Source organism: Pseudomonas baetica, from assembly GCF_019733355.1.
Lineage (GTDB): Bacteria > Pseudomonadota > Gammaproteobacteria > Pseudomonadales > Pseudomonadaceae > Aquipseudomonas > Aquipseudomonas baetica_A.
The window spans coordinates 12843-39507 of the sequence record NZ_JAIHLQ010000025.1 but is presented as its reverse complement, the minus strand read 5'-3'; the positions used below and the strand labels follow the sequence as shown (position 1 = coordinate 39507).

25 protein-coding genes, 1 tRNA gene and 3 pseudogenes are annotated in these 26665 nt (G+C 58.6%); 19 read left to right on the top strand and 10 right to left on the bottom strand.

Annotated features, from left to right (window positions below; all coding sequences use genetic code 11):
• Positions 1–401 precede the first annotated feature (401 nt).
• Positions 402–2411 (top strand): AAA family ATPase, encoded by a 2010-nt coding sequence (locus tag K5E40_RS21855; protein ID WP_221732552.1) that lies wholly within the window; start codon positions 402–404, stop codon positions 2409–2411.
• Between the two features lie 296 nt (positions 2412–2707).
• Here K5E40_RS21855 and K5E40_RS21850 read toward each other — a convergent pair.
• Positions 2708–3251 (bottom strand): annotated as a pseudogene (locus tag K5E40_RS21850) (LysR substrate-binding domain-containing protein); the annotation flags it as partial.
• Between K5E40_RS21850 and K5E40_RS21845 the strand changes: the two are divergent.
• A pseudogene (locus K5E40_RS21845) lies at positions 3248–3454 on the top strand (aldo/keto reductase); the annotation flags it as partial. The pseudogenes K5E40_RS21850 and K5E40_RS21845 sit on opposite strands and share 4 nt — an antisense overlap.
• A 169-nt stretch (positions 3455–3623) precedes the next feature.
• On the opposite strand, the gene K5E40_RS21840 reads toward K5E40_RS21845, so the two are convergent.
• Positions 3624–4538 carry a LysR family transcriptional regulator gene (locus K5E40_RS21840; RefSeq protein WP_260455919.1) on the bottom strand — a complete coding sequence of 305 codons (915 nt, stop codon included), beginning with the start codon at positions 4536–4538 and terminating at the stop codon, positions 3624–3626.
• A 122-nt stretch (positions 4539–4660) separates the two neighbouring features.
• Between K5E40_RS21840 and K5E40_RS21835 the strand changes: the two genes are divergently transcribed.
• Complete coding sequence (locus K5E40_RS21835) at positions 4661–6091, top strand: aldehyde dehydrogenase family protein (RefSeq protein ID WP_221732551.1); 1431 nt, start codon at positions 4661–4663, stop codon at positions 6089–6091.
• A gap of 139 nt (positions 6092–6230) precedes the next feature.
• On the opposite strand, the gene K5E40_RS21830 is transcribed toward K5E40_RS21835, so the two are convergent.
• Positions 6231–6318 (bottom strand) — tRNA-Ser (locus K5E40_RS21830).
• A 122-nt stretch (positions 6319–6440) separates the two neighbouring features.
• On the opposite strand from K5E40_RS21830, the gene K5E40_RS21825 reads away from it, so the two are divergent.
• Both K5E40_RS21825 and K5E40_RS35085 read left to right on the top strand, forming a co-directional pair.
• Positions 6441–7112, top strand: coding sequence for a Bax inhibitor-1/YccA family protein (locus K5E40_RS21825; RefSeq protein ID WP_008081508.1), 672 nt, complete (start codon positions 6441–6443; stop codon positions 7110–7112).
• A gap of 215 nt (positions 7113–7327) precedes the next feature.
• On the top strand, positions 7328–7453 hold the full coding sequence (locus tag K5E40_RS35085) for a hypothetical protein (protein ID WP_260455918.1): 126 nt from the start codon (positions 7328–7330) through the stop codon (positions 7451–7453).
• A gap of 42 nt (positions 7454–7495) precedes the next feature.
• Here K5E40_RS35085 and K5E40_RS21820 read toward each other — a convergent pair whose 3' ends face one another.
• Positions 7496–7822: a YceK/YidQ family lipoprotein gene (locus K5E40_RS21820; RefSeq protein WP_221732550.1), complete on the bottom strand. Its 327-nt coding sequence runs from the start codon at positions 7820–7822 to the stop codon at positions 7496–7498.
• Positions 7823–7878: 56 nt separating this feature from the next.
• Positions 7879–8316, bottom strand: coding sequence for an Lrp/AsnC family transcriptional regulator (locus K5E40_RS21815; protein ID WP_221732549.1), 438 nt, complete (start codon positions 8314–8316; stop codon positions 7879–7881).
• 151 nt (positions 8317–8467) lie between these two features.
• On the opposite strand from K5E40_RS21815, the gene K5E40_RS21810 reads away from it, so the two are divergent.
• Positions 8468–9361 carry a DMT family transporter gene (locus K5E40_RS21810; RefSeq protein WP_221732548.1) on the top strand — a complete coding sequence of 298 codons (894 nt, stop codon included), beginning with the start codon at positions 8468–8470 and terminating at the stop codon, positions 9359–9361.
• 3 nt (positions 9362–9364) lie between these two features.
• On the opposite strand, the gene K5E40_RS21805 is transcribed toward K5E40_RS21810, so the two are convergent.
• Both K5E40_RS21805 and K5E40_RS21800 read right to left on the bottom strand, forming a co-directional pair.
• A complete protein-coding gene (locus K5E40_RS21805) occupies positions 9365–10405 on the bottom strand; it encodes an FUSC family protein (RefSeq protein WP_221732616.1) in 1041 nt (346 codons plus the stop codon).
• Positions 10406–10451: 46 nt separating this feature from the next.
• Positions 10452–12080 (bottom strand): NADP-dependent glyceraldehyde-3-phosphate dehydrogenase, encoded by a 1629-nt coding sequence (locus tag K5E40_RS21800; protein ID WP_221732547.1) that lies wholly within the window; start codon positions 12078–12080, stop codon positions 10452–10454.
• Between the two features lie 150 nt (positions 12081–12230).
• Here K5E40_RS21800 and K5E40_RS35080 point away from each other — a divergent pair.
• From K5E40_RS35080 to K5E40_RS21745, 12 genes and pseudogenes are all read left to right on the top strand, one after another.
• Positions 12231–12332, top strand: a pseudogene (locus tag K5E40_RS35080) (hypothetical protein); the annotation flags it as partial.
• A gap of 178 nt (positions 12333–12510) precedes the next feature.
• Complete coding sequence (locus K5E40_RS21795) at positions 12511–13122, top strand: transposase (RefSeq protein ID WP_221732546.1); 612 nt, start codon at positions 12511–12513, stop codon at positions 13120–13122.
• A 55-nt stretch (positions 13123–13177) separates the two neighbouring features.
• Entirely contained in the window at positions 13178–14776 is a 1599-nt protein-coding gene (locus tag K5E40_RS21790; protein WP_221732545.1) for a ShlB/FhaC/HecB family hemolysin secretion/activation protein, read from the top strand.
• A gap of 12 nt (positions 14777–14788) precedes the next feature.
• Entirely contained in the window at positions 14789–16588 is a 1800-nt protein-coding gene (locus tag K5E40_RS21785; protein ID WP_221732544.1) for a DUF2341 domain-containing protein, read from the top strand.
• Positions 16589–16599: 11 nt separating this feature from the next.
• The gene (locus tag K5E40_RS21780; RefSeq protein ID WP_221732543.1) at positions 16600–17025 is read left to right on the top strand and encodes a biopolymer transporter ExbD; all 426 of its coding nucleotides are present in this window, start codon (positions 16600–16602) and stop codon (positions 17023–17025) included.
• 3 nt (positions 17026–17028) lie between these two features.
• Positions 17029–17733, top strand: a complete 705-nt coding sequence (locus K5E40_RS21775) for an energy transducer TonB (protein WP_221732542.1) — start codon at positions 17029–17031, stop codon at positions 17731–17733.
• A gap of 39 nt (positions 17734–17772) precedes the next feature.
• On the top strand, positions 17773–19470 hold the full coding sequence (locus tag K5E40_RS21770) for a putative porin (RefSeq protein WP_221732541.1): 1698 nt from the start codon (positions 17773–17775) through the stop codon (positions 19468–19470).
• 17 nt (positions 19471–19487) lie between these two features.
• Entirely contained in the window at positions 19488–20117 is a 630-nt protein-coding gene (locus K5E40_RS21765; protein ID WP_221732540.1) for a DNA repair protein, read from the top strand.
• Between the two features lie 30 nt (positions 20118–20147).
• A complete protein-coding gene (locus K5E40_RS21760; RefSeq protein ID WP_221732539.1) occupies positions 20148–20618 on the top strand; it encodes a YbjN domain-containing protein in 471 nt (156 codons plus the stop codon).
• On the top strand, positions 20615–21562 hold the full coding sequence (locus K5E40_RS21755) for a peptidylprolyl isomerase (RefSeq protein WP_221732538.1): 948 nt from the start codon (positions 20615–20617) through the stop codon (positions 21560–21562). Before K5E40_RS21760 ends, K5E40_RS21755 begins: the two co-directional genes overlap by 4 nt.
• A gap of 94 nt (positions 21563–21656) precedes the next feature.
• Positions 21657–22637 carry a LysR family transcriptional regulator gene (locus K5E40_RS21750; RefSeq protein ID WP_221732537.1) on the top strand — a complete coding sequence of 327 codons (981 nt, stop codon included), beginning with the start codon at positions 21657–21659 and terminating at the stop codon, positions 22635–22637.
• Positions 22638–22827: 190 nt separating this feature from the next.
• On the top strand, positions 22828–23346 hold the full coding sequence (locus tag K5E40_RS21745) for a GNAT family N-acetyltransferase (protein WP_221732536.1): 519 nt from the start codon (positions 22828–22830) through the stop codon (positions 23344–23346).
• A gap of 1 nt (position 23347) precedes the next feature.
• Here K5E40_RS21745 and K5E40_RS21740 read toward each other — a convergent pair whose 3' ends face one another.
• Positions 23348–24040: an aspartate/glutamate racemase family protein gene (locus K5E40_RS21740; RefSeq protein WP_221732535.1), complete on the bottom strand. Its 693-nt coding sequence runs from the start codon at positions 24038–24040 to the stop codon at positions 23348–23350.
• 204 nt (positions 24041–24244) lie between these two features.
• Here K5E40_RS21740 and K5E40_RS21735 point away from each other — a divergent pair, with 204 nt between their 5' ends.
• Positions 24245–24736: a hypothetical protein gene (locus K5E40_RS21735; RefSeq protein WP_221732534.1), complete on the top strand. Its 492-nt coding sequence runs from the start codon at positions 24245–24247 to the stop codon at positions 24734–24736.
• A 69-nt stretch (positions 24737–24805) separates the two neighbouring features.
• Here the strand turns inward: K5E40_RS21735 and K5E40_RS21730 are convergent, their stop codons facing one another.
• Both K5E40_RS21730 and ccoN read right to left on the bottom strand, forming a co-directional pair.
• Positions 24806–25027 (bottom strand): cbb3-type cytochrome c oxidase subunit 3, encoded by a 222-nt coding sequence (locus K5E40_RS21730; protein WP_221732533.1) that lies wholly within the window; start codon positions 25025–25027, stop codon positions 24806–24808.
• 15 nt (positions 25028–25042) lie between these two features.
• Entirely contained in the window at positions 25043–26470 is a 1428-nt protein-coding gene (ccoN, locus tag K5E40_RS21725) for a cytochrome-c oxidase, cbb3-type subunit I (protein ID WP_221732532.1), read from the bottom strand.
• Positions 26471–26665: the final 195 nt, after the last annotated feature.

Sequence of the window (26665 nt, the reverse complement as noted above, 5' to 3'; positions counted from 1 at the left end):
GTTCGAACGCATGGAACTGTTACCGTCGACGGTTTTCAAGTTCGAATATTAATAGATTAGAAGATATTTGTTTCTGTTTTGCGGTATTCGGTGATGTTCTGGAGGACCTCAGGAATCAACGGGCGGGCGTTCATTTGCGGAAGCGAATTTGGCCGATTTTTTTGGTGTTCTGGTGGGCTCTTGATGAACTAAATTTTATAGCTGCAACCGAGAGACTGCGCTTGATGGAACGCGACTTTCATCTGAAGTGGGATTTTTGGAGCCGAGCCGGTCGGTCGTGACAGGCAGAAAACGGCCAAAAGCGGACTGCCGTTAAGAGTAGCCACTTCTACGTAGACGACGTGATGGCTTTTCGCTTACCTTCGTGCCCATTCGCGTTCGATCAACAAGGACAAACGGACATGCTGTTGACATCTGTAAAGGTTGGCCCTTTCCGCTCAATCAATGAGCAGCAGACAACTGAGATCGACCCCCAGGTCACTGTCTTGGTGGGGATGAATGAAGCCGGAAAGACGGTCTTTCTCAGAGCTTTACATAAAGCCAAGGATGCGCTGGACAAAGAGAAATTCGACATCACCGAAGACTATCCACGCAAAGACCTGCTGACATATAAGCGACGCCACGAGGAGTCGCCTGAAGACCCCGTCATTCTAACCTACGTAATCGACGACGCTGAGGCATCTGAAATCAACGCCAAAATCGGTTGTGACATAAAGGCCGGATTCAGATTCACAGTGTCACGTAACTACAAAAATGCTAGTTCAATTGGGTTGAGCATTCCCGAAGCGCCAATACTAAAAAACTTGGCAACTACCGTAGGGCTGAGCGAAGGTGCAGTAGCCGTCCTCAGCAAAGCCACTTCGCTGAGAGAAGCACTATTAGGCCTGAAAGGCATCAGCCTGACGAACGAGGCTGACACAGAATTCGTCCAAGGGCTCGAAACCCGTGTGAGCGGTGCCCGTGCGGACTGGTCGTCAGTATGTACCTACGAAGCTTGGCAGTTGCTATCACCCCAGATTCCTAGCTTTCTTTATTTCAGCGACTACGACCTTCTGCCTGGAAAACTCAATCTTAAAGATCTTGCGAATCGCTTAGCCGCCGTAAGCAAAGATCCGGCTAATGCCCACAAGCAGATCGAGCCAAAGCATCAAGCAGTGATCGCCCTACTACGCATGGCGGGAGTTGAACTGGACGACTTCTCGAATGGCACCTCCTATGAAGAACTGAAGGCACAGATCGAATCGGTATCGATCAACCTAACTGATCAGATTCTGGAATTCTGGAAGCAGAACGAAGACCTCGAAGTCGAGATCGATATTCGGCCTGATGCGTCAGATGCCGCCCCATTTAACGACGGGCCTAACCTCTACCTGCGGATCAAAAACAAAAGACATCGTGGAGTTACCACCCCATTCGATCAGCGCAGCCGAGGCTTCATCTGGTTCTTTAGCTTTTTAGTGTGGTTTGACAGCGTCCAGCAGCAACTCAGCGTGGTCGGCAGTACAACCAGTAAAAATCTTGTGCTGCTTCTGGACGAGCCGGCCCTGGCTCTGCATGCCCTCGCTCAGTCTGATTTTTTGCGTTACATCGACGATCTTGCTGAGACCCACCAGGTCATCTACACGACTCACTCACCGTTCATGGTGAATTCAGATCGCCTGTACCAAGTGAGGGTAGTGGAAGACAAGCCACGCCAAGGGACAGTGATTTCTTCTAACCTTTGCGGGTCGGATTCCAAGACAATTTTCCCACTGCAGGCCGCCCTAGGTTGGAATATTGCTCAAAACCTATTCATCGCCGAGCGAAACTTGCTGGTCGAGGGCATTTCGGAACTCACTGTACTCCAAGCGATGTCTAGAGTCGTCGAAGAGACTGGAGGAGTAGGACTTGATCCCCAAATCACGATCGTCCCCGTGGGGGGCTTGAGCAACGTAGCGACCTTCGTTTCACTCCTGGGAGGTAATGGGTTAGCATTTGCTGTTCTGCATGACTACAGCGGCAAGAGTGATCAGAAGCTCGACGCCATGGTGCAGCAAAAATTGCTAAATCAAAAACAAGTCTTTAATTTCTCACAATTCAAAAACCTAGGAGCGGACGAAGCGGTCGCTGTTGCCACCGACCTCGAGGATCTCCTAGACCCCAAAGCGTATCTCGAACATTTCAACGAGGTCTATTCCAAAGCTCTTGCTGGAACAGTCTTAAAACTGGAGGATCTGCCGCAAGCAGATCGGATCGTACAAAGGATTGAGAAGCAGCTGATAAGCAGTCAGGTCAGCGTTCGACCAACTCCTGGATACAATCATTTTGCAGTGGCTGCTGCTTATGTGGCGGTACCGCCTAAGAAGATCAGTAAAGACGTAATTCAGCGATTCTCGAAGCTTTTCGAGACGATCAACCAAGCATTGCGCTGATTTTTTTGGTCGCCAACCTAAAGCATAAACCTTGCTGTTCCGGCCTCATGCCATGTGAGCTATCAGGCCATGGTCACTTGCAGTAGGTTGCCCAAAGCTCATTAACTCCGGTAGCGAAGCTTTGGCTCATCATAGTGATAAACGAGGGAAATCAGATGTCCGCTTTGGGTCGTTTTCTGCCGTCTCGCGAGGGGCAGTAATCGGCCAAAAACGGCCTGTCGATAACGCTTGATCAGAACGCCGTCTTCACAACCCTACGCTTTTAGACGGCGAGCAAGTGTACCGCCTTCAGTTTGTCATTGATGCTGCGTTTCACGTACAAACTCGATGAGCGCCTGTAGCGCCGGCGGTACGTGATGCCGGTTGGAATACTGGATAAAAAACCTGCTTGGCAGGGCTTTCCAGTCTTCAAGAATTTCCACCCGTTGCCCCTGCGCTATGAACTCCCTTGCCAACTCGTCATACACGTACGCGATCCCGGTACCGTCCTTCGCGGCCTGGATCATCATGGTGTCATCTTCCAGTATCAACGGCCCCGTCACGGCCAGGCGCATGGGCAGGCCTTCGGCAAGACATTCCCATTTGTACAGTTTGCCGCTGGGAAAGCGTCTGCCAATGCAAGCGTGTTCAAGCAGCCTCTGTGGCGTTTCCGGTGTCCCGCGCCCCACGAGATAACCGGAGGCAGCAACTGTGACAAATCACCTGGGGTGAGCCCACCGGAACAGCGACCATGTCACCAGCGAGGATTTCGCCGAAGTGCACGCCTGCATCGAACCCTTTGTCGATGATGTCGCTCAACCCATCGTCAGTCACCAGTTCCACATTGATGCGTGGGTATCGCCTCCCTTCAACCGCCGTATTCAGCCTTGATGCGCGATATCGAGGATCAAATCCTGCCTTATTGTGCAACGGCGCAGGTTGGAGTGATTGCCTACTCGACTTTACAATCTGGCCTACTGACCGCAAGCCTGACCCGTGAGCGGATTGCACAGTTGTCCGACGACGACTGGCGAAAATCGCGTAGCGCCGACTTCCAGGAACCACCTGGCAGCAACAAACAGTCGAGCCACGAAGATAGCCAGTTGATTCAATAGCTCGCGTCTAGCGGTCTGTAGTTGTTCACACATGACGCTTAAATCTACGTTGGGTACTTCTTCAAAAACCACAAGTACATCCTGAAGGTTGGCATCAATTAGACCTGTGGTCACCGGCTCAAAATACTCGCGAATTCAGAGTGGGCCGCAACTCCTGCGCGAGTTCAATTAACGCGCGCAGTCGCGCCGGCACGAAGCGATGGCCCGAGTAGTAGAGCCTCAACCCACCAAACGACGGGCACCATGGGATCAATACCGGCACCAGGGCGCCGCTTGCCAGTTCATCCTGGATGAACCACTCGGAAATGAAACCAATGCCAAGGCTCAATAACACGGCCTGTTTGATTGCCAGCATTTCGTTGGAGGCGAAGCACACTGGCAGATCCATCTGTACTTTCTGGCCATCGCGCTCCAATTCCCACTGGTAGAGGCCACCATGGGCCATGCGCATACCGATACTCCGGTGGGTGAGTAGATCTCGCGGGTGCTCGGGCACGCCGTGGCGTTCGAGGTACTCGGGCGTTGCTACCACGAGCATCCGGACGTCACCCGACAGTGCCACGGCAATCATGTCTTGCGGCACAGACTCTGCCAGGCGAATCCCGGCGTCGAAGCCACCGGCGATGATGTCGACCATGCTTGATTCGCTGACGATGTCGATGCGTACTTCGGGATAGCGCTGCGCGTACTGCTTCAATAACGGCTCCAGCAACAAGTAGGCCGCGCCATGCGGTGCATTGATGCGCAATGTGCCGCTGGGTTCATCGGGGCCGACGCTGGCCTCTTCGCCGGCACTTTTGATCTGTGCCAACGCAGGTGCGATGCGTGCCACATAGCGTTGGCCGATGTCCGTGAGGGCAACACTGCGCGTCGAGCGATTGAACAGACGTACCTTCAGGCGTGCTTCCAGACCAGCCACCGCGCTGCTCACGGCGGTAGTGGACATGCCCAATTCCTGTGCAGCGCCGCGAAAACTGCTGCGGCGCGAAACGGCCAGTACGACTTCCAGTTCGGTCATTCCTGATCTGTGCATGGATTGTCCTGAATATAAGGATGGTTCATATGCCAAAGGATGGCTTATCGGATTAATGAACCCTTCATAGACTTCATCACAATGGCTCGATTCAGGCGAGTCATTTTGAGCGAGGAGTCATCATGCAGCGCATTGAACACATCTACATCAACGGCGAGTTCGTCACGCCACACGGCCAGGAATGGTTCGACCTTCATAACCCGAGCACCGAGGAAGTCATTGGTCAGGTTCGGTTGGGCGATGCATTGGACGCACAGCGTGCCATCGCAGCAGCCAAGGCGGCGTTCCCGGCGTGGGCTCGTACAAGCCGGGAAGAACGCATTTCGGTATTGCAACGCATGCACCAGGCCGTGGCGGCAAAGGAGGAAGAACTGCTGGAAGCCATCCTCGTGGAATACGGCGCACCTGCGAATCGCGCGCGCTCGATGGCGACTTACCCGGCCGATGTGATCGCGCAAGCAATCGATGCACTGGAGGCGTTCGATTTTGAGGAGCAGGTCGGTATGGCCAGGGTCATTCTGACGCCCGTGGGCGTTGCCGGTCTGATCACGCCCTGGAACAGCAATGCGGGTTTCATCTGCAACAAGCTGGCCACCGCGCTGGCAGCAGGCTGCACGGCCGTCATCAAGCCAAGCGAGATGAGCGCGTTACAGACGCAGGTCGTGGTCAGTGCGTTGCACGAAGCGGGGCTGCCACCGGGTGTATTCAATATCGTCAACGGGCGAGGCGATGTAGTAGGTGAGGAAATCGCCTGTAATCCCGATGTTGCCAAGATCTCGTTCACGGGGTCGTCCGCTATCGGGCGACATCTGGTAAAAACCGGTGCTGACACCATGAAGCGTGTGACGCTCGAACTTGGCGGCAAGTCGCCCACCGTGGTGCTTGACGATGCGGATTTCCACGCAGTGATGCCGTTAGTAATGCAGGCCGGATTTCTCAACAGCGGCCAGGCTTGTATCGCGGGCACTCGCATCCTCGTGCCACGCAGCCGGTTGGCAGAGTTCGAGCGGATTGCGAAGGAGGGTGTCTCACAGATTCAATCGGCTGATCCGCGAAACGCCAACACCGACATAGGCCCGATGGTGAGCCTGAAACAATGGGAGCGGGTGCAGCGCTACATCCGCACTGGCCAGGAAGAAGGCGCGAGGTTGTTGGCAGGTGGCGAAGGTCGCCCGGAAGGCTTGCATGCCGGATGGTTCGTGAAGCCCACGATCTTCACTGATGCCAACAATCGGATGTGCATCGCACGTGAGGAAATCTTCGGCCCCGTGCTGACGATCATTCCCTACGAGGATGACGCTGATGCGATCAGCATCGCCAACGATTCGAACTATGGGCTGAGCGCCCTGGTGCTGGGAAAAAGCTCCGAACGTTGTATGAACGTCGCCCGTCAGATCGATTCGGGACGCGTGCTCATCAACACCCTGGCCCACGAACCGCGTGCCCCCTTCGGTGGATTCAAGCAATCAGGGCTTGGGCGCGAAATGGGCAGGTGGGGGATGAGCGCGTATCTGGAGCCCAAGACATTACTCAGGTACGACCCGTTGGAATGACTGGGCCAGCGGGGGCCGAAAGGCAGGGGTGCGCAAATGGCAGAAAAGATGCGGAAACGATCCGTGTAGGTCGAAGCAGAAGTCTCAAACCCCAGAAACGACAAAGCCCTGAATAATCAGGGCTTTGTCGTACTTAAGATGGCGGAGGCGATGGGATTCGAACTCATGGACCTGTTACAGTCGACGGTTTTCAAGACCGTTGCCTTAAACCACTCGGCCACACCTCCGTTGCGTTGCGGGCGCCATAATACCTGAATGAAACACACTGTCAAACTCTCTGCATGGCTTGTTACAGAGCGTCTGTTATGATCTTTGCGACTGAACGTTTCAAACCAACAGGAGTGTCGCCATGCGCGAACAGGATTACGCAGTTAATAACAGCGTGCAGGCTGAGCAGCTAGAGGTTAGCCGCGTCCTGCGCAACACTTATGGCCTACTGGCTCTCACCCTCGCATTCAGCGGTGTGATGGCTTTCGTTGCCCAGCAGATGCGCGTTGGCTACCCGAACATTTTCGTGGTGCTGATCGGCTTCTACGGGCTGTTCTTCCTCACCAACAAACTCCGTGATTCCGCTTGGGGCCTGGTGTCCGCGTTTGCGCTCACCGGTTTCATGGGTTTCCTGCTCGGCCCGATCCTCAACCGTTACTTGGGTATGCAGGGCGGCGCTGAAGTGGTCAGCTCGGCGTTCGCGATGACTGCACTGGTGTTCGGTGGTCTGTCGGCTTACGTGCTGATCACCCGCAAGGACATGAGCTTCCTCGGTGGTTTCATCACCGCTGGGTTCTTCGTGTTGCTGGGCGCAACGCTGGCCAGTTTTTTCTTCCAGATCAGCGGCCTGCAACTGGCGATCAGCGCAGGTTTCGTACTGTTCTCGTCTGTCTGCATCCTGTTCCAGACCAGCGCCATCATTCACGGCGGCGAGCGTAACTACATCATGGCAACCATCAGCCTGTATGTATCGATCTACAACCTGTTCATCAGCTTGTTGCAGATCTTCGGCATCATGAGCCGCGATGACTGATCGCAGCCCGCTTCAACAGAAAACCCGCTTCGGCGGGTTTTTTGTTGCCTGAGAAAAAGGATTGTGGCTATTGACTCTCGAAATGCCGGAAAAAGGCTGGCGTCTTCTGAAATGACCTACAGCTGTGAGCATGGAAGAACGGCTGCCAATACTCAGGCTCGCTTTCTGAAGCTCTGACACAAGCTGCGCCAGTGATACTAGAGGCTGTGGCAGCATTGCGGTTCGTTAGCGGCCAGACCTACGCCGTAGGTATCTACAGCGACATCGGCGCTTGCACCATCGGCCAAGTCTGGAAAGATCCCAGCAATTGCTCCCCATGCCTGCAACAACTGCTCGAATAAACCGCTAAAGCCTCCGGATGTCTTGGCGTCCGGAGGTTTCAATCAGTTGACCACGATGCTGCCGTCGGCCTGTTGTTTGTAAATCGTATAGGGCAACAGCAAAGTGTCGAGGATCCCCGAGGCGGCCGCATCGACTAACAGGCCGAACGAGGCGTTGTCGTAGTTGAACGCATCGACGTCTTCCGGCTTTTCTGCGTGCAGCATGCAGAAGTCGTAGGTCACGCCGCTGTAGATTCGGGGAACGGCGCCGCAGTAGGTTTTCTTGGTTTTGAGCTGCTCGGTAGAACTCTTATCGCTCAAAACAACGGTCTGTACCGTGCCACACCCGGTCAGCAACATCGCTGCCAGCATCAAGGCCTGAATTTTCATACCGCCAATCCTTGCCGGAAAAACCTCAATCTACCCCGATCTTGCGCCCAATGCACTCAAGCCATCGGTGGTAAACGACGCTTGACCGGGGTCTTCTTGACGATTGCCGTATTGGTTTCGGCCAGGGTATTGAGGCGATCGAGCAGGGTGTCGAGTTGCTCCATCGAGCGCACATGCAGGCGGGCGATAAAGCAGTCCTCGCCCGTCACCTTGTCGCACTCGGTGAATTCTGGAATCGACATGATCTGCCGCTCGACCTCTTGAAGCTGCCCCGGCAGCGGACGGACACGCACGATGGCCTGTAATTGATAACCGAAGCACTTCGGATCGATCTCCACGGTATAGCCCTTGAGCACGCCGCGCTCTTCCAGACGCCGCAAGCGCTCGGCCACGCTGGGCGAGGACAGGCCACTGATCTGCGCCAGCGCCTTGAGCGAGCGCCGCGAATCTTCCATCAGTGCGCTGATGAGTATCCGGTCGATATCGTCGGTCATGAATTCAACTCCAGTATTAGGCTGTTTGCGTAAATAACCCGCGATAAGAAAGGCAGAAATCGAGTTTAGCCTGTTTATTACGCTGGAGCGGCCGCGTGCCTGCTTGGCATACTTTTGCCACGCTTTCGTCCAACGCAAAGGAGATTTGATGATGGGCAACACACTTCGTCGCGGCTCAATCGAGATGACCGCTGCCATGCTGATATCCGGGACAATCGGCTGGTTCGTGCTGATGTCCGGGCAACCGGTGCTCGACGTGGTGTTCTGGCGCTGCCTGTTCGGTGCCGTCACCTTGCTGTTGATTTGCGCTGTGTTCGGCTTTCTGCGCCCAAGCATTCTGACCCGCACCACGTTCTTGCTGGCGGTACTCAGCGGCGTGGCGATTGTCGGTAACTGGGTGCTGTTGTTCGCCTCGTATTCTCGGGCTTCGATTGCCATCGCCACGGCGGTTTACAACGTGCAGCCGTTTATGTTGGTCGGATTGGCAGCATTGTTTCTCGGCGAGAAAATCACCTTGCAGAAGCTGTTCTGGCTGGGGATTTCATTTGTAGGGATGTTGGCGATTGTCAGTGCCCACGGTCAGCAAGGCGAGGGCGGTGATGACTATCTGATGGGCATTGCCTTGGCTTTGGGCGCGGCGTTTCTCTATGCCATCGCTGCGTTGGTCATCAAACGCCTGACTGGCACGCCGCCGCACCTGATCGCACTGATTCAGGTGTGCACCGGGGTACTGCTGCTCGCGCCGTTCGCGCATTTTTCCGCACTGGCGCAAGCGCCGGTTGCGTGGGCCAGTCTGTTGGCGCTGGGCATCGTCCACACCGGTCTGATGTACGTGCTGTTGTACGGCGCGATTCAGAAGTTGCCAACCGCACTGACCGGCGCACTGTCCTTCATCTACCCGATTGCCGCGATTTTCGTCGACTGGTTCGCCTTCGGCCATCGTCTGGAAATTCTCCAGTGGCTCGGTGTGGCGGCGATTCTGCTGGCGGCCGCCGGTATGCAGCGGGGCTGGGGTTTCAAGAGCGGGCAGTTGGCGACGCGGTAGTCTTCAGATGTTCCAGCGCAGTGCGGTTTTCGCCAAGCGCTGGCGCATCTCTGCGACGTTCGCGGCGAGTTGCCGGGTCAACAATCGATAGCCATCCAACGCACTATAGACCGGCGCGTCCAGGCTGGCATACGGCAACTCCAACGACCGATCCAGTCGCTGCGTTGCGCCGGTTTTCAGGGCGCGGGCCATGCCGATCAATTGCACGCGAATCTGCCGGTGCTCGGCCTGCAACGCTGATTGCAGATGCGCCATGGCGTCCGGGTCGTTGGCGTCCGGACGGGTGTTGCCGAGGATCTCCAGCGTGCTGATGCACATGCGCAGGTTGCGCTGAATCGCATCGAGCTCTGTCATCGAGACTTTCACTTCCTTGGACACCGACGGCATCAGTGAGCGCAGTTGCACCATTACACCGTTCAAGCGGCCCATCAGTTTCAAATGCTCATCAGCGCTGACCGCTTGGCCGCTGATGATCCGCCCATACACCGTGGCGCAGTCGCGCAAGGCGTCGGCCAGTGTGTAGCGCCAGGAATACACCGCGTACAGCGGCAGGGCGAAGGAGAACGCCAGGGCCAGCGCAATGCCGATCAGAATATCGACCCCACGCCACAACCCGTCAGTGATCGGATTGTCGCCGTGCCCGGCGACAATGAAAACGGTAATCGCCGAAAGCAGAGCGGTGTAGCCGCCCTTGCCGATGGCGTGATAGGAGAAGAACCCGCAGACCACCGCCATGGCGAAGTACGTCAGCCACGGCATCCCGAGCCACGCTTGTTGAGCCACCAGCAGCAAGCCCACGCCGGCACCGATCAAGGTGCCGGTGGCGCGTTCGGCGGCTTTCTTGCCGATGTTGCCGTGGTGCTGCAAACCGCCGATCACCACCAGCATGGTCACGGACGCCCACTCGCCGTGGGGCAGGTTGATGCCGGTGGTTAGCACAATGGTCGCCAACAACCCCAGTGCCACCCGCACCGCGTGGATCAGTCGGGCGTGTCGGTAGCGCCGATACGGGTCCAGTAACGGACGCAGGATTCGGCGCAACAGCGGTGGCAGTCGGTGGTTGCTGAACGTACTCAGTGCATGGCCCTCGTCAGAAGATGTAATCGGTGGTCAGGAAACTCGAATCGCGTCCGCGAATGATTTCGCTGATCAGATCCTTGTTGCTGTCCTGGTACTTGGTCGCCACCAGTGTGCGGATCGAAAACACCCGCAGTGCATCGTGTACCGACAACGTACCTTCGGCGGAGTTCTTGCGACCGTTGAACGGATAGGTGTCCGGGCCGCGCTGGCATTGGGCGTTGAGGTTAATCCGTCCGACCTGATTGGCGAAGGTGTCGACCAGTCGCCCGACCGCTACGGGGTTGGTGCCAAAGATACTCAGTTGCTGGCCGAAATCCGATTCCAGCACGTAATCGATCACGGTATCGAGATGGCGGTACGGCACGATCGGCACCACCGGGCCGAACTGCTCCTCCTGATAGATGCGCATCTGCGGATTCACCGGGTACAGCACCGCCGGGTAGAAGAACGACTCGCGGGATTCACCGCCATTGGGGTTGACCACCTCGGCGCCCTTGCTGCGCGCATCCGCCACCAGAGCATGCAGATAATCGACCTTGCCCGACTCTGGCAGTGGCGTCAGCGACACGCCGCTGTCCCACGGCATGCCGGGTTTGAGCGTAGCCAGTTTGGCGTTGAATTTCTCGATGAAGCTATCCACGACATCCTCATGGACAAACAGGATCTTCAGCGCCGTGCAGCGTTGGCCGTTGAACGACAGCGAGCCGGTGACGGCTTCGCTGACCGCGTTGTCCAGATCGACTTCCGGCAGGACGATACCGGGGTTCTTCGCATCCAGCCCCAACGCGGCACGCAAACGGTGAGGTTTGGGGTGCAGTTTTTTCAGATCGCTGGCGGCTTTGTTGGTGCCGATGAACGCGAAAATATCGATTTTGCCACTGGCCATCAGCGCACTGACGGTTTCACGGCCGCTGCCGTAGATCACGTTGATCACGCCCGTGGGGAAGCTGTCGCGAAACGCCTCGAGCAACGGACGAATCAGCAGGACGCCGAGCTTGGCCGGTTTGAACACCACGGTGTTGCCCATGATCAGTGCCGGGATCAGCGTGGTGAAGGTCTCGTTCAGCGGATAGTTGTAAGGCCCCATGCACAGGGCCACGCCAAGCGGCACGCGACGGATCTGGCCGAGTGTGTCCTGCTCCAGCTCGAAACGGCTGGAGCGGCGGTCGAGTTCTTTCAGGGCATTGATGGTGTCGACGATGTAGTCGCAGGTGCGGTCGAACTCTTTTTCCGAATCCTTGAGGTTCTTGCCGATCTCCCACATCAGCAGTTTGACCACGGCATCACGCTGCTGACGCATCCGGCCGAGGAAGGCTTCGACGTGCTGGATACGTTCGGCCACACGCAGGGTCGGCCACAAGCCCTGGCCCCGGTCATAAGCGCGAACGGCGGCGTCGAGGGCGGTGAGGGCGGTGTCGGCGTCGAGCAGTGGCGTGCTGCCGAGGATCACTTGTTCGTCGCCGTTCTCGCCGTGATTCAAGTACACCGGGCTGCGCACGGTGGCGAGTGGGCCATCCCAGCGACGCAGTTCGCCGTCGACCAGGTATTCGCGTTGCTCGACCTGACCGTCGAGGCGGTATTTTTCCGGGATGTCGCTGACAGAAGGGAACAGGTTGCCAAGGATATTTGCTGTGGTCATGTCGCTACCCCGTGTTGGATGTCCGTGTGCAATTGGAAAAGTCTGTACAGGTTATACGCCTGAATGCGCCGAAATTTAAACCTGCAAATGTCACCTGAATGTCACGCAGAGGCGCGGAACAGAGCTTTAAGGCTGATATGTGCTGGTGCTGTCGATGGCACCGAACGTTTGCGGCAATACCTCGCACTGGCGAAGGAATTGGGCACGCGGATGCGCATCAACATCGAACTCGACGTCGGCTTGCATCGAGGCCCCTCCCTGATTAAAAGTTTCCTCTGCTGTCTTCCCACCCAATCTCAACATTTGAAATGAAGCTTTTATGACAAAAGTTCGGTAGCACATCGCCAGTCCGGTCATGCCTATGTAACGCGCTTGAGGGGCCTTTCGGGGCGCATTTCACAAGCCGAGGCGGGACGCCGGGAGTGAGGCAATGGGGACTATGGAACGCTACTCGAAAGTGGGCATGCAGGAGCTCGATCAGCGCTTGTCGAAGATCGTCGAAGCCGCGCGCAAGAAGCCGGTTTCGGTGTATCGCTACGGCGCGCCGTGGGTCTGGATCGTCTCGCAGGATGACTGGCAGGGCGCCTTGAAAGAGGTGTCCAGTTACATTCCGCCGGGCCATTCGCTGGTCTTGCTGCGCCCACAGATCGATGACTTGCTCGACGCCCACCGCAACATCCTCCATGACCTCGACGCCGAACCCGGCATGTTGATCCCCGCGCAAACGGTCATGCACATCCTGCTGCTGCAGTTGCTGTACTCGGTACCCAGCGAGCAGCAACTCTATGAGCAGCTCAATTACAACCTGTTGTTCCGCTGGTTCGTCGGCCTGGGCCTGAACCAGAAAGTCTGGAGCTTCAACATCCTCAGTCGCGACATCGCCACGCTGCTCAACAACTCGCGTGCGGTGCAGCTCATTCAAAAAATCATCGGCGAAGTGTTCTGCGGTGCCTTGCTGCAAATGCCTGAGTTCTCCTTGAACTTCGCGCTTCTGCACACCTGGCTCGGCAAGCACGCCTGCGCCTCAACAGCCAGCAATTGACGCAACACAGAGGGCGCTGAGGCGCCAACAGGTCATCGCGAATTCAGGGGGTAGTGTGGAACAGATTTTCACGTCACGGCTGGCGCTGTGGGGCTCGCTGTTAGTGGCGGTTGGCGCGCAGTCGGCACTGGCCGAAGAAACCACCAAAAGTGCAGCGGCGCAGCGTCTGGTCGACGTCAACGAATACTTCGTGCGCGGTAACACGGTGCTTGATGCGCGGGCCATCGAAGAGGCGGTGTACCCGTTCCTCGGTCCGCAAAAAGCGCTGAGCGACATCGAAGGTGCGCGCGACGCGTTGCAGAAGGTCTATCAGGAACGCGGCTATCAATCGGTGTTCGTCGAATTGCCGGAGCAAGCGGTGGCGGACGGCATCGTTTATCTGCAAGTCAGCGAAACCAAGGTCGGCCGGGTGCGCGTGGTCGGCGCCAAGCACTATTCGCCGCTGGACATCCGTGACGAAGTGCCAGCGCTCAAGGAGGGTGAGGTACCGGACTTCGCCAAGGTTCAGGGTGAACTGGCGCAACTGAACAAGACGCCCGGCCGGCAGGTCATGCCGCTGGTTCGCGAGGGCCAGCGCCCCGGCACCATGGACGTCGATTTACAGGTTGAAGATCAGAACCCGTGGACGGCCAGCGTCGGTCTGAACAACGACTACAGCGCCGACACCGAAAAGCTGCGCACTGTCGCCAGCCTTGGCTACAACAACCTCTGGCAGCTCGGCCACAGCATTTCCCTGACCTACTTCACCGCGCCGCAAGACACCGACAACGCCAAGGTCTGGTCGGGCGCTTATACCGCCCCGCTGACCGATCGCTGGAGCGTGCAGTTGTCCGGTTACCAGTCCGACAGCAACGTCGCCACCATTGGCGGCAGCAACGTGCTGGGCAAGGGCCATTCCTACGGGGTGTCGGCGATCTACACGCTGCCATCCAGCGGCAGTTGGTCGAACTCGTTGTCGGCGGGCGTCGACTTCAAGGACTTCGAAGAACGCCTGACCCTCTCCGGCGAGAGCGACAAGGTGCCACTGAAATACGCACCGTTCACCTTCGCCTACAACGGCTATCGCTACACCGAAAAGAGTCAGCTCGGCCTCGGTTTGAGTCTGGTCGCGGCCACCCGCAGCCTTTTTGGCTATGGCAGTTCCGACGAAGACTTCGACTACAAACGCTACCGCGCCAAGCCGAGTTTCGCCGTGCTCAAGGGCGACACCAGTTACACCTGGACCTTCGACAGCGACTGGCAAAGCGCGAGCAAAGCCGCGTTTCAACTAGCTTCGGGGCCACTGGTTTCCAACGAACAATTTTCTGCCGGTGGCGCGACGTCGGTGCGCGGCTATCTGGCCGCCGAGCGCACGGGCGATGACGGTTATCTGCTGAGCCAGGAACTGCGCACGCCCTCGCTGGCCAAGTTCGCCGGCACCTGGATGCAGGACTGGCGTTTCTATGCCTTCGCCGAAGGCGCGCAACTGTACCTGCGCGACGAACTGCCTGATCAGGACGCCAATTACGCCCTGGCCAGTGTCGGCCTCGGCACCCGCGCCAGCCTGAGCAAATGGCTGTCGGGCAGCCTCGACTGGGGTTATCCGCTACTCGAAGGGCCGAACACCTCGAAACAGGAATCGCGCCTGCACTTCAACCTTCAAGCCACTTTCTAAAGGAGCACGTTCATGCAGCGCCTCTTTCTTTCGTTGTTGATCTGCCTGGGCTTCGTGCTCCCGGCCACGGCTCAGGCCTGGTGGCAGGACGACTGGCATTACCGCAAACAAATTGCCGTCGACACCACGCCGCAAGGGGCGGCGATCAATCAACCGCTCGGCCGCACCGCGCTACTGGTGCGCCTGCACACCGGCAACTTCACCTTCGACGGTGTGAAGGAGGACGGCTCGGACCTGCGCTTCGTCGCCGCCGATGACAAAACCGTACTCAACCATCAGATCGAAAGCTTCGACGCGCTGATGGGCATGGCGTTGATCTGGGTCGATGTGCCGAATGTCGAGGGCGGTCAGCGTCAGGACATCTGGATGTACTACGGCAATCAAAAGGCCCCGGCCACCGGCAACGGCCAACTGACCTTCGATCCGAATTACACCGCGCTGTATCACTTCGACGGCGCCACCGGCACCCCGGCCAAAGACACCACGGCCTACGGCAACACCGCGCAAAGTGCGACCGGCGCGGCGATTGACGGCGTCGTCGGGCGGGCCTTGCAGTTCAGCGGTCAGCCGTTGTTAATGCCGGCCAGCCCTTCGTTGCAGCACAACGCTGGCAGTGCGTTCACCTTCAGCGCTTGGCTGCGACTGGATCAGGCCGATGGCGAGCAACTGATTCTGGCCCGCCGAGAAGGTGCCAACAGTTTGCTGGTGGGGGTGAATCAGGGCGTGCCGTTCGTGGAAATCGACGGCCAGCGCGCCGTTGCCACGCAGCCGCTCAACCCCGGCCAATGGCAACACGTCGCGCTGACGGCCGAAGGTGCCAAAGTCACCCTGTACATCAACGGTCGTGAAGGTGCTGCACTGGCCCTGGCCATGCCAGCGTTCAATTCGGTCATGGCCATCGGCGCTGATCTGCAAGAAGGCCCTTATCTGCCGTTCGTAGGCGCCATCGACGAACTGCGCCTGTCGAAAGTCGCCCGCCCGGCGCCGTTGCTGCTCGCCGATGCCACCTCGCAGGGCGCCGAGTCGAAACTGGTCGCCTACGGGGTTGATGAAGAACAGTCGGGCTTCGGGTTCGGCAGCCTCGGTTTCCTGCTCAACGCAGTACCGGTGGACGCCTGGGTGATCATCGCCGTGCTGGTGCTGATGATGTTCCAGTCGTGGATCATCATGCTGCGCAAGAACCGCACGCTCGGCCGCGTGACGTCAGCCAACGAAGATTTCCGCGTGCAGTTCGCCAAGGTCGGCACGCGCCTGGAGATGTTTGCCGACGACACGCAACTTGCCCAGCGCCTGGAACATTCGTCGCTGTGGCGCCTGTATCTGGTGGCCGTGAAAGAAATTCGTACCCGCCGTGAGCAGGGCGCCGACACCTCCTCGGTTTCGGCGGCGACCATCGAAGCCATTCGTTGCTCGATGGACGGTGTGCGCACCCGCGAAAACCAACAGCTGAGTTCGAAGCTTTCGACCCTGTCCAACGCCATCGCCGGTGGCCCGTATATCGGCCTGCTCGGCACCGTGCTGGGGATCATGGTGGTGTTCCTCGGTACCGCCATGGCCGGCGACGTCAACATCAACGCCATCGCGCCCGGCATGGCCGCTGCCTTGCTGGCGACGGCGATGGGTCTGTTCGTCGCGATCCCGGCGCTGTTCGGCTACAACCGCCTGATCACGCGCAACAAGGAAGTCAGTGCCGACATGCGCGTGTTCGTCGACGAGTTCATCACACGTTTGGCGGAGATGCATGGCGAAAGCCAGTTCAGTGAGGCGTCGCACTCGCGCGGCCATCACGCCAACCACTCCGTACCGGCCTGAGGAGCACTGACATGGCGTCCGTAAATGCCTCCCACGACGATGACGAAGATTCAGCCGTCGACAGCATCAACATCACGCCGCTGGTGGACGTGCTGATGGTGGTGCTGGTGATGTTCATCCTCACCGCCACTGCGCAGGTGTCGGGAATCCAGATCAACCTGCCCAAGGCCAGCGCTTCGGTGTCGCTGTCCGAAGCCAAGACCAAGGCCATTTCGGTTAACGACGGCGGCCAGGTGTTCCTTGATGCCTACCCGGTGACCCTGGCCGAACTGGAAGAACGCCTGCGCATCGAGAAAGCGCAGAGCCCGGACTTCCCGGTGATCGTGCGCGGTGACGCGACGGTGCAATACCAGAAAGTCATTGAAGTGCTGGATCTGTTGCGCCGGCTCGAACTGTCCCAAGTCGGTCTCGTGACCGGCAAACCGACGCAGGGTTGAGTCATGACCGCACAACTCCCGATCGAGCCACTGCCGGTAAAGCAGTCGCCACTGCGCTTTGTGAAGTGGGGCGCCGGGCTGTTGGTCGGCGCACTGGCAGCGTGGTTTCTGTGGCAGTGGGCCAACGACATGAGCGGCATCCGCCGCGAAGCGCCAAAGGTGCCGACGATCATTCCACTGCCGCCACCACCACCTGCGCCGCCTGAAAAACCGCCGGAACCGGAGACATCAGTGGAAGAAAAAATCGTCGAGCCCGAGCCAACGCCAGAGCCGCAAGAGGTCAAGCCCGAAGAAGAGGCGCCGCCATCACCGGCGGACGATCTGGCCAACCCGATGCAAATGGATGGCGATGCGCAGTCCGGCAACGACGCCTTCAACATCGGCGCGGGCAAGGGCGGCGGGATGGCGGGCGCCGGAGGCGGGCAGTTGGGTAACGGCACTTACAGCCAGTTCCTCGCGTTCACGTTCCAGAAGCTGCTGCGCGAGAACCCTGAACTGCGCAACCTCGCGTTCACCTTGCAGGCCGATGTGTGGCTGAGCAGCGTCGGCGAGATCACCCGGGTCGAGCTGATCAAGTCCAGCGGCAACCCTGAAATCGATAAGCAGGTTTTGGCGGCGCTGCGCAATGCGCCGCACTTAAGCGAACGGCCACCGGCCTCCATGACTTTGCCCGTGCGCCTGTCCCTGCAAGGGCGGCGTCCGGGTTAACCGAATTCTTACAGTTTTGCCAAAAGGAGTTGTGTGCAGATGATTTCCAACGTGAATCGATTGTCCCTGGCGGTCGGCATGGTCATCGCGACCCTGGTCGGTCAGGCCGCAGCAGCGCCTGCGCCTTCGGAAAACGCCACGATCAATCTGATCCGCTTGCTGGTCGAGCAGGGCATTTTGAAGCAGGACAAGGCCGACGCGCTGATCGCTCAGGCGCAGAACGAGGCCGTCCAAGCCAAGCAGGCTGCTGCCTCCACCGCCGTGGTGGCAGGCCCCGTCGCCGCGCCTGGCGATGTGCGTGTGCAGTACGTGCCGGCGGCGGTGCGTGATCAGATCCGCGATCAGGTCAAAGCCGAAGTCATGGCCACCGCCAAGCAGGAAAACTGGGCCGCGCCCAACACTTTCCCGGACTGGGCATCGCGCATCAGCTTCGACGGCGACATTCGTTTGCGTGACGAATCGCGCTACTACTCGGACAGCAACAGCAACGAAATCGTCGACTTCGCCAAGCTCAACAACAACGGCCCGTATGACGTGAACCCCAACAGCAGCACCAGTCTGCCGCCGCTGCTCAATACCCGCGAAGATCGCACCAACCAGTTCCGCATTCGCGCACGTCTGGGCATGAAAGCGGTGATCTCGCCAGAGTGGACCGCCGGCATCCGCATCGGCACCGGCTCGGACAACAATCCGGTATCGACCACGCAAAGCCTCGGCGGTGGCTTCGCCAAAAAAGACATCTGGCTCGACCAGGGTTATCTGACCTGGAAACCGTCGGATGAGCTGACGCTCACCGGTGGCCGTTTTGCCAACCCGTTCATGTCCACCGACATGCTCTATTCCAACGACCTCAACTTCGACGGTGTGGCGGCGATTTTCGACCACAAACTCAATCGTGATTGGGGCGTGTTCGGTACCGTCGGCGCGTTCCCGGTGGACTACACAAACGACACCACCAGCAGCAACGGTTTCGACAAGGAAGAGAGCGACAACAAATGGCTGTACGGCGCGCAAATCGGCGCCAAATGGGCGGTCAACAGCAACAACCGCTTGAAGGGTGCGCTGGCTTATTACCGCTTCGACGACATCGAAGGCCAGCGCTCCAGCCCTTGCGAACCGTGGGCCGGCGCACCGGGTTGCGACAGCGACGGCAGCCGCGCAGCGTTCATGCAGAAGGGCAACAGCGTGTTCCTGCTGCGTGACATCACGCCGAACCCGCTCAACCCGACGACCACGCCGCAACCGCAATACGTCGGCCTCGCGTCCGAGTTCAACCTGCTCGATCTGAACCTGGTGTGGGACGCTGATCTGCCGCAAGACTTCAAGCTGCGCAGCCAGGGCAACTACATCCATAACCTCAGCTACGACGAAGGCGACATGCGCAAGCGTTCGGCCGGGCAAATCGTCAACAACCTCGACAGCAATGGCGATATCGAAAGCGGTGCCAATGCGTGGATGGTGCAATTCACCCTCGGCAACGCCCTGGACCTGAAGAAGCAGGGCGACTGGAATATGTTCGCCGGCTACAAGTACATCCAGCCGGACGCCTTGCCGGACGGCTTTAACGACTCGTCTTTCCACCTCGGTGGCACCAACGCCAAGGGTTATTTCATCGGCGGCAACTACGGTCTGGCGAAGAACGTTTTTGCGACCGGCCGCTGGTTGAGCACAGAAGCGGTATACGGCGCGCCGTTCGATATCGATGTCTTGCAGCTTGAGATCAACACGCGCTTCTAAGGCGCCGGGAGACGGTTATGAACACGCGATTGTTGTTGCTGGGCCTTGGAATGTTGGTTGCCACCGGCGCCAGTGCCGAGGGCATGGAGGAGCGCTTGCGTACGCAATTGCGTAGCACCACCCAGCAGTTGCAAGCCTTGCAAAGTCAGCAGGCTCAGGCCAGCGCTGCGCAACTGGCAGCGCAAAACGAGGCTAAGGCTGCGCAGGCGCAAATCAAGCAATTGACCGCTGAACTGGCCAAGGTCAAAGGCGTCGCCGAGCAACTGGCGGGGCAGCAACAGAGCCTGCACAGCCAGGCGCAGGCGCAAGTGGCGGCCAGCGTTGAGCAGACCGGCAAGTACAAGAAGGCCTATGACGAGTTATTGGTCATGGCCCGCGCCAAAGAAACCGAGCGTTCCAGGCTTCAAGCGCAATTGACTGAACGTGACACACAAGTGCAGCAATGTTCAGTCAAGAATCAGCAGATGTACGGCGTCGCCAAGCAGATCCTCAGCGCCTACGAAAACATCGATGTGGCCGAAGTGATGAAGATCCGCCAGCCCTTCGCGGGCAGCGCCCGGGTCAAGTTCGATGAACTGGCCCAGGGGTTCGGCGACGAGCTCTACAAGACTCAATTCGACGCGCCGCAAGCTGCGCTCTTGCACTGATTAAAAAGCCTGATAAACAAGGAAGAAGCAATGACTCAATTGATCAGCCACGTTTCCCCGCAATCGTTGACCGACGTCCTGCAAGCCGCCGGTTATCGCGTCAACCAGACCGAACAGAACGGCATCGTCCAATTGCTCAGTGCCAGTCAGGGCATTGGCTACGCCGTGCGTTTCGGCAACCCGGCGGTGGAGCAGGGCCGCTACGTCGACTTCACGTTCAGTTGTGCGCTTCGCGTGCAGGGTGAGTTGCCCCAGGGTGTGGCCGAGCAGTGGAACGCTTCGCGACGTTTTGCACGCTTGTCGTTGCAGGGCGAGTTCCTGGTGATGGAAATGGACGTGGTGCTCGCCGCCGGCGTCAGCAGCGATCACCTGCGCGGCAATCTGGAGCTGTGGGATCGCTTGCTGCAGGAATTCATTGTTTATCTGCGTGACTTCAGCCAGACAACTCAAGCCTCGACGGCAAAAGTTGCCGTTGCCGAGCAAGAGGAAGTCGCGCTGTGAAAAAGCCTGCCATGGTGATCGGCGCTGGAGCCGTGGTGCTGTTGGTGGTGGCCGTGGCGCTGGTGGTGCGGCCGGGCAGTGACCCGGTCGCCGCCCAGCAGTCGGCACCAGTGTCGACGGCGGTAACGGGGCCGGCGGTCGCGCGGTTGGGTAATCAGCAGGTTTCGCCTGATGAATTGCAGGCGCTGCTGGCGACAGTCCCGCCAGAGACCCGCGAACAACTGCGCGGTAATCGTGAAGCGCTGGAGCGCTGGATTCGCACGCGACTGGCCGAGAAAGCCGTGTTGGAGCAGGCCGAGGCGCAGGGTTGGGCGCAGCGCCCGGACGTCGCGCGACAGACTCGGGCAGCGACTGAGCAGATCGTCTTTCGCGATTACCTGCGTTCGGTCAGTGAGGTGCCGGCGGATTACCCGAGTGAGGCCGAGTTGCACAAAGCCTATGACGCCGGCAAGGCGAACTGGCAGACCCCGCCGTTGTACCGGGTCAGCCAGATTTTTCTTGAGGTGAATGAGCCGCAGACTCTTGAAACCGTGCGCAAGCAGGCGCTCGATCTGAGCAAAAAAGCGCAGGCGACCCCGGCGGAGTTTGCCGCGCTGGCGACTCAGTATTCGCAGGATCGCGTCACCGCTGAGCGTGGTGGTGATACCGGTTTGCAACCGTTGCAGCAACTCGTTCCTGAGGTGCGTGGCGCCGTGGCGCGGCTCAAGGTTGGCGCCGTTTCCGATCCTGTTCAGAGCGCCGCCGGGTTCCATGTGATCAAACTCACCGAACAACAACCGGCGCGCACCGCGACACTGGATGAACTGCGCGATCAACTGACCCAGGCCTTGCGTGCCCAGCGTCAGGAGCAGATTGCGCAGGCGTATCTGGACGGGATGCTCAACACGGCGACGCTGAGTATCGACGGGGCGCAACTCAATAAAGTCCTCGAGGAAAAACACTGATTTTTTATCCGATACAAAAACTGTGGGAGTTGGATTGAGAATTTTTCACAGTGCACAAAGCCAATAAAATACAAAGATCGACAGGGAGTCATCGATGTCATTCAACGAACCCGCAGGACGACAGGGCAGCGCCGATTACCGTTGGGCAGAGAATAAAAGCGAACCCTGGTTGTCACACGCCGCGACTATCGACGCCGACGTCGCGCAGTACTTTCTGGTCAGCGCCCGTTGCGGTTGCTTCATGCAAGCGGCGCGCAGCCTCAACGTGCGTTCGACCTTGCTGCGCAAACAACTGGCCCAGCTTGAGCAGGAGCTCCAACATACATTGTTCAGTTTTCAGGGCAGCGCACTGAGCCTGACCCGCGAAGGCCAGCAACTTCAGGCCAAACTGGTCGCCCTGGCCAACGAGCGCAAACTGCCGATGGTTGAACAGCCGCTGATTCGCCTGGCCGTCGCCGAGTCCATCCTGCACGACATCCTCGGTCGCGATCTCATCGCACTGCTGCGCCGCAATGCCAGCGTACGCTTGGAAATCATCGCGCTGGACAGCGAACTGTCGCTGCGGGCCGTCAGCGCTGATGTCGTCCTGTGGCTGGCCCATGGCGAAACCTCGAACCCCGGCCCGACCTTCGCCACCCACCCACCGCAGCGCCTGGCGAGCCTGGACTACCTTCCCCACATCGCCAAACGCTACTCCCGCGTCACCGCACGCCCGGCGAGTGTCGATGACCTTGCCGATTTCATGCTGGTGCAATGGCAGCACGACCGGCAGATCGACAGCTTTCGCCCATGGAATGATCTGGTCGAACAACGTCTGGCTGGTGTGGTGCAGATGCAGTCTTATGAATTGATGCTGGAGATGATTCGCTGCAGTGCCTGCATCGGTTTGTTGCCGGCTTACATGAGCCGGTTTGATCGCGGATTGGTGGCGTTGCCCGGATTGTTCGATGAGCCGATGCGATTGCAAGCGTGGCTGGCGGTGAATGCCGAATCACAAGACATCGCCGAAGTACAAACCCTGATCGAACTCATCCACAACACCTTCAACGAGCGCCACGAATGGTTCCAGACTTAACCCCAACCCCCTGTGGTAGCGGGCTTGCTCGCGAAAGCGGCCGAACAATCAACAATAGCTTTGAATGACACACCGCATTCGCGAGCCGGTCGAATCGTCGCCACGCCGCTCTCACCGTTTTGCACCTCGCCAAATTGATAACCGCCGGTTTAGAGTGATCGGCCACACATCGATCCAGGAAGGATCCGCCATGCCCGAGCACAGCCCCTCGATACATCTCGAACGCTTCAACGAGTCCCACGTTGAGAGCGTTACCGCGCTCTATAACGATCCAGCCGTTGCTCGCCAGGTGTTGCAGATGCCGTTTCAATCCGCCGAGATCTGGCGGCAACGACTGATGGCGGAAAACGAGCGAACGGTGAAACTGGTGGCGCTGCATCAGGGCGCGGTCATCGGCCATCTGGGGCTGGAAAACTACTCGCGGATTCGCCGCAGCCACGCCGGCAGTCTCGGCATGGGCGTAGCGCTAGCCTGGCAGGGCAAAGGCGTGGGTTCGAAACTGTTGGCAGCGGCGCTCGAGGTTGCCGACAACTGGATGAACCTGCACCGCGTCGAACTTTCGGTGTTCGCCGATAACGAGGCGGCTATTGGTCTCTACCGCAAGTTCGGTTTCGAGACCGAAGGCCTGTTTCGCGATTACGCGGTGCGCGACGGGCAATGGGTCGACACCCTGAGCATGGCCCGCCTGCGTAGCTCATCGAAGGTTTGAGTCAGTCGCCCAAGGCGAACGCCACCGCCGACTGCGCGTGGAGTTCGGTGGTGTCGAGCAAGGGCACGGCGCTGTGCTCGGCTTTGACCAGCAGGCCGATTTCCGTGCAGCCAAGGATGATTGCCTGAGCGCCGCGTGCGGTCAGCGATTCGATCACCCGTTGATAGATTTGCCGCGACTCGTCACTGATCACGCCGACACACAACTCGTCGTAGATAATCCGGTGCACCTCCTTGCGCTCAGCGTCGTCCGGCACCCATACCGTCAGGCCTTGGGCGATCAGGCGTTGCTTGAGAAAGTCCTGTTCCATGGTGAACGCTGTGCCGAGCAACCCGACGGTGCGCGCATCAATCGCCAAAGCCGCCTGCGCCGCCGGTTCGGCGATGTGCAGGAACGGAATGTTGATCGCCGCCTGAATGTGATCGGCCACCTTGTGCATGGTGTTGGTACACAGCACCACGCATTCAGCTCCACCCGCTTGGAGCCTGCGCGCCGCATCCACCAGAATCGCCGCCGCGTCATCCCAGCGCCCGGCATGCTGTGCCTGTTCGACCGGGCCGAAGTCGACGCTGTACATCAGCACTTGCGCCGACCGTAATGGACCAAGGCGATCACGCACCTGCTGATTGATGAGTCGATAATATTCGGCGCTGGACTCCCAGCTCATGCCGCCGATCAGGCCGATGGTGCGCATTGAATGTCCTCGGGCAATGGCCCGTAGCGAAGGTCGGGCCCCGGCAGAGTGTCCATTTGTTCAGAGGTGTATGCCAGTGCAAAGCAACTGTACCGCTGATCCATTTGCAAAGTGTCACGGTGGCGGCATTTGAGGTTAAACGTACGCCAGCGCTTCGATCTGTCACTATCGGCTATCGCAGGCTCTCTGCCGAGGAACGCACCGATGAACGATGTACAGCAACTGGGCGAGATGCTTCGTCACTACGCCGAAAGTGAAGCGCACAAGAAGCAACTGTTCACAACGCAGTCGGAGGCATGGGCGACGCGAATCACTGAATTGTTCGGCAATATTCAGCAATGGCTGCAACCGGTGCAGGCACCGAATCTGCTGGAGGTTAACCGCGAAGCCTATGTTGCCTTCGGACCGAGCACTCCGGTCGAGACCTCGACCTTCAAGACAGAGAAGCTGACGATCGTGATTGCTGGCAAACCAGTGGAGTTCGTGCCCGATGTGATGGGCAGCGCCGGGCAGATTTCACTGGCGGTGATGGGCTTGACGGCGGCGCGTTACGGCAGTATTTCGCTGGTGGGGTTGCCGGGCGGAGAGTGGCAATGGCGCAAGACCAATGGATTGAAGGATCCGGATACGTTTTTGTTTGATGCGGATTTTCTGGCGTTGCAACTGCAGAGCCTGATCCCGCGTGATCGCGCGTAGTTTCAAGGACTCACACCTTCCCCCTGTGGGAGCCGGCCAGCCCGCTCCCACAGGAAGTAAGGGGTAACTCTACATATCCAGATTGATCCAACCCGGTTTCGCCGTTTCCGGGGCCACCGCTTTCACGGTTTTGCCTGTTGCCAGCTCAACTCGCCGAGCCACCTGCGGATCATCAGCAAAAGGCACCATGCTCGCATCGTCCAGACTTTGCGCGGTCTCATGCCGCAAGCAGTACTCCACCGCCAGCCACAAAAACACCACCCCCAGCACATTCAAGAAAATATCGAACATCACAGGCTCCCTGCCTCAGGCGATCTGCGCTTCACTGCGCGCCAGCGCAACATCCGCTACTCGCACCGTGCGCCAGACGTTGTAGGCCATCAATAACATGCCGCTGAGGAAGAACACCCCACCGGCAAAGCGCACGATGAATCCCGGGTGACTGGCTTGCAGTGCCTCGACGAATGAATACGTCAGCGTGCCGTCTTCGTTGATCGCCCGCCACATCAGGCCTTGAGTAATGCCGTTGACCCACATCGAGGCGATGTACAACACCGTGCCGATGGTCGCCAGCCAAAAGTGCAAGTTGATCAGCGGCGTGCTGTACATCTGCTCGCGGCCGAATACTTTCGGCACCATGTGATACGTCGCGCCGAAGGTGATCATTGCCACCCAGCCCAGAGCGCCCGCGTGTACGTGGCCGATGGTCCAGTCGGTGTAGTGGGAGAGGGCGTTCACTGTCTTGATCGCCATCATCGGCCCTTCGAACGTCGACATGCCGTAGAACGCCAGCGACAGCACCAGGAAGCGCAAAATCGGGTCGGTGCGCAACTTATGCCAAGCGCCCGAGAGCGTCATCATGCCGTTGATCATCCCGCCCCAGCTCGGCGCCAGCAGGATCAGCGACATGGCCATGCCCAGCGACTGCGCCCAGTCCGGCAGCGCGGTGTAGTGCAAATGGTGCGGGCCGGCCCAGATGTAAAGGGTGATCAGCGCCCAGAAGTGCACGATCGACAATCGATACGAGTACACCGGCCGGTTGACCTGTTTCGGCACGAAGTAATACATCATCCCCAGGAACCCGGTGGTCAGGAAGAACCCCACTGCGTTGTGCCCGTACCACCACTGCACCATGGCGTCGGTGGCGCCGGAATACACCGGATAAGACTTGAACCAGTCCACCGGAATCGACAAGTGATTGACCACATGCAGCATGGCGATCACCAGAATGAACGCACCAAAAAACCAGTTGCCGACGTAGATGTGCTTGGTTTTGCGCTGCACCACGGTGGTGAAGAAGACCACGGCGTAGGCGACCCAGACCACGGCCATCCACACGGCGCCTGAGAATTCGATCTCGGCATATTCCTTGGTGGTGGTGTAGCCCATCGGCAGGGTGATCAGCATGATCACGATCACCGATTGCCAACCCCAGAAGGTGAACGCGGCGAGTTTGTCCGAATACAGCCGCACCTGGCAGGTACGCTGCACGGCGTAGTAACTGGCGGCGAACTGCGCGCTGCCGGCGAAACCGAAAATCACCAGGCTGGTGTGCAGCGGTCGCAAGCGGCCGAAGCTTGTCCACGGCAGGTCCAGATTCATCTCTGGCCAAACCAGTTGCGAGGCGATCCATACCCCCATCGCCATCCCGACGACACCCCAGAAAACCGTCGCGATAACGAATTGGCGGACGACCTTGTAGTTATATGCCTGTCCGATTGTTGCTGTGCTCATGGTCAGTTCATCCACGGTTGCAAAGTCTTGCCAGGCCACCCGGTCTGGCACGAGCTGCACTGTAGAAACCTCGTCAAAAACAAAACAGGCTCAGGAATCTTTCATTTATGCGGATCAGATTAGGCTGCTGCCTGCGGCGATCTGCCGCGCCCTGATACGGTTTTTATACGTTCAGGTGAATCTGTAACGTGCTGC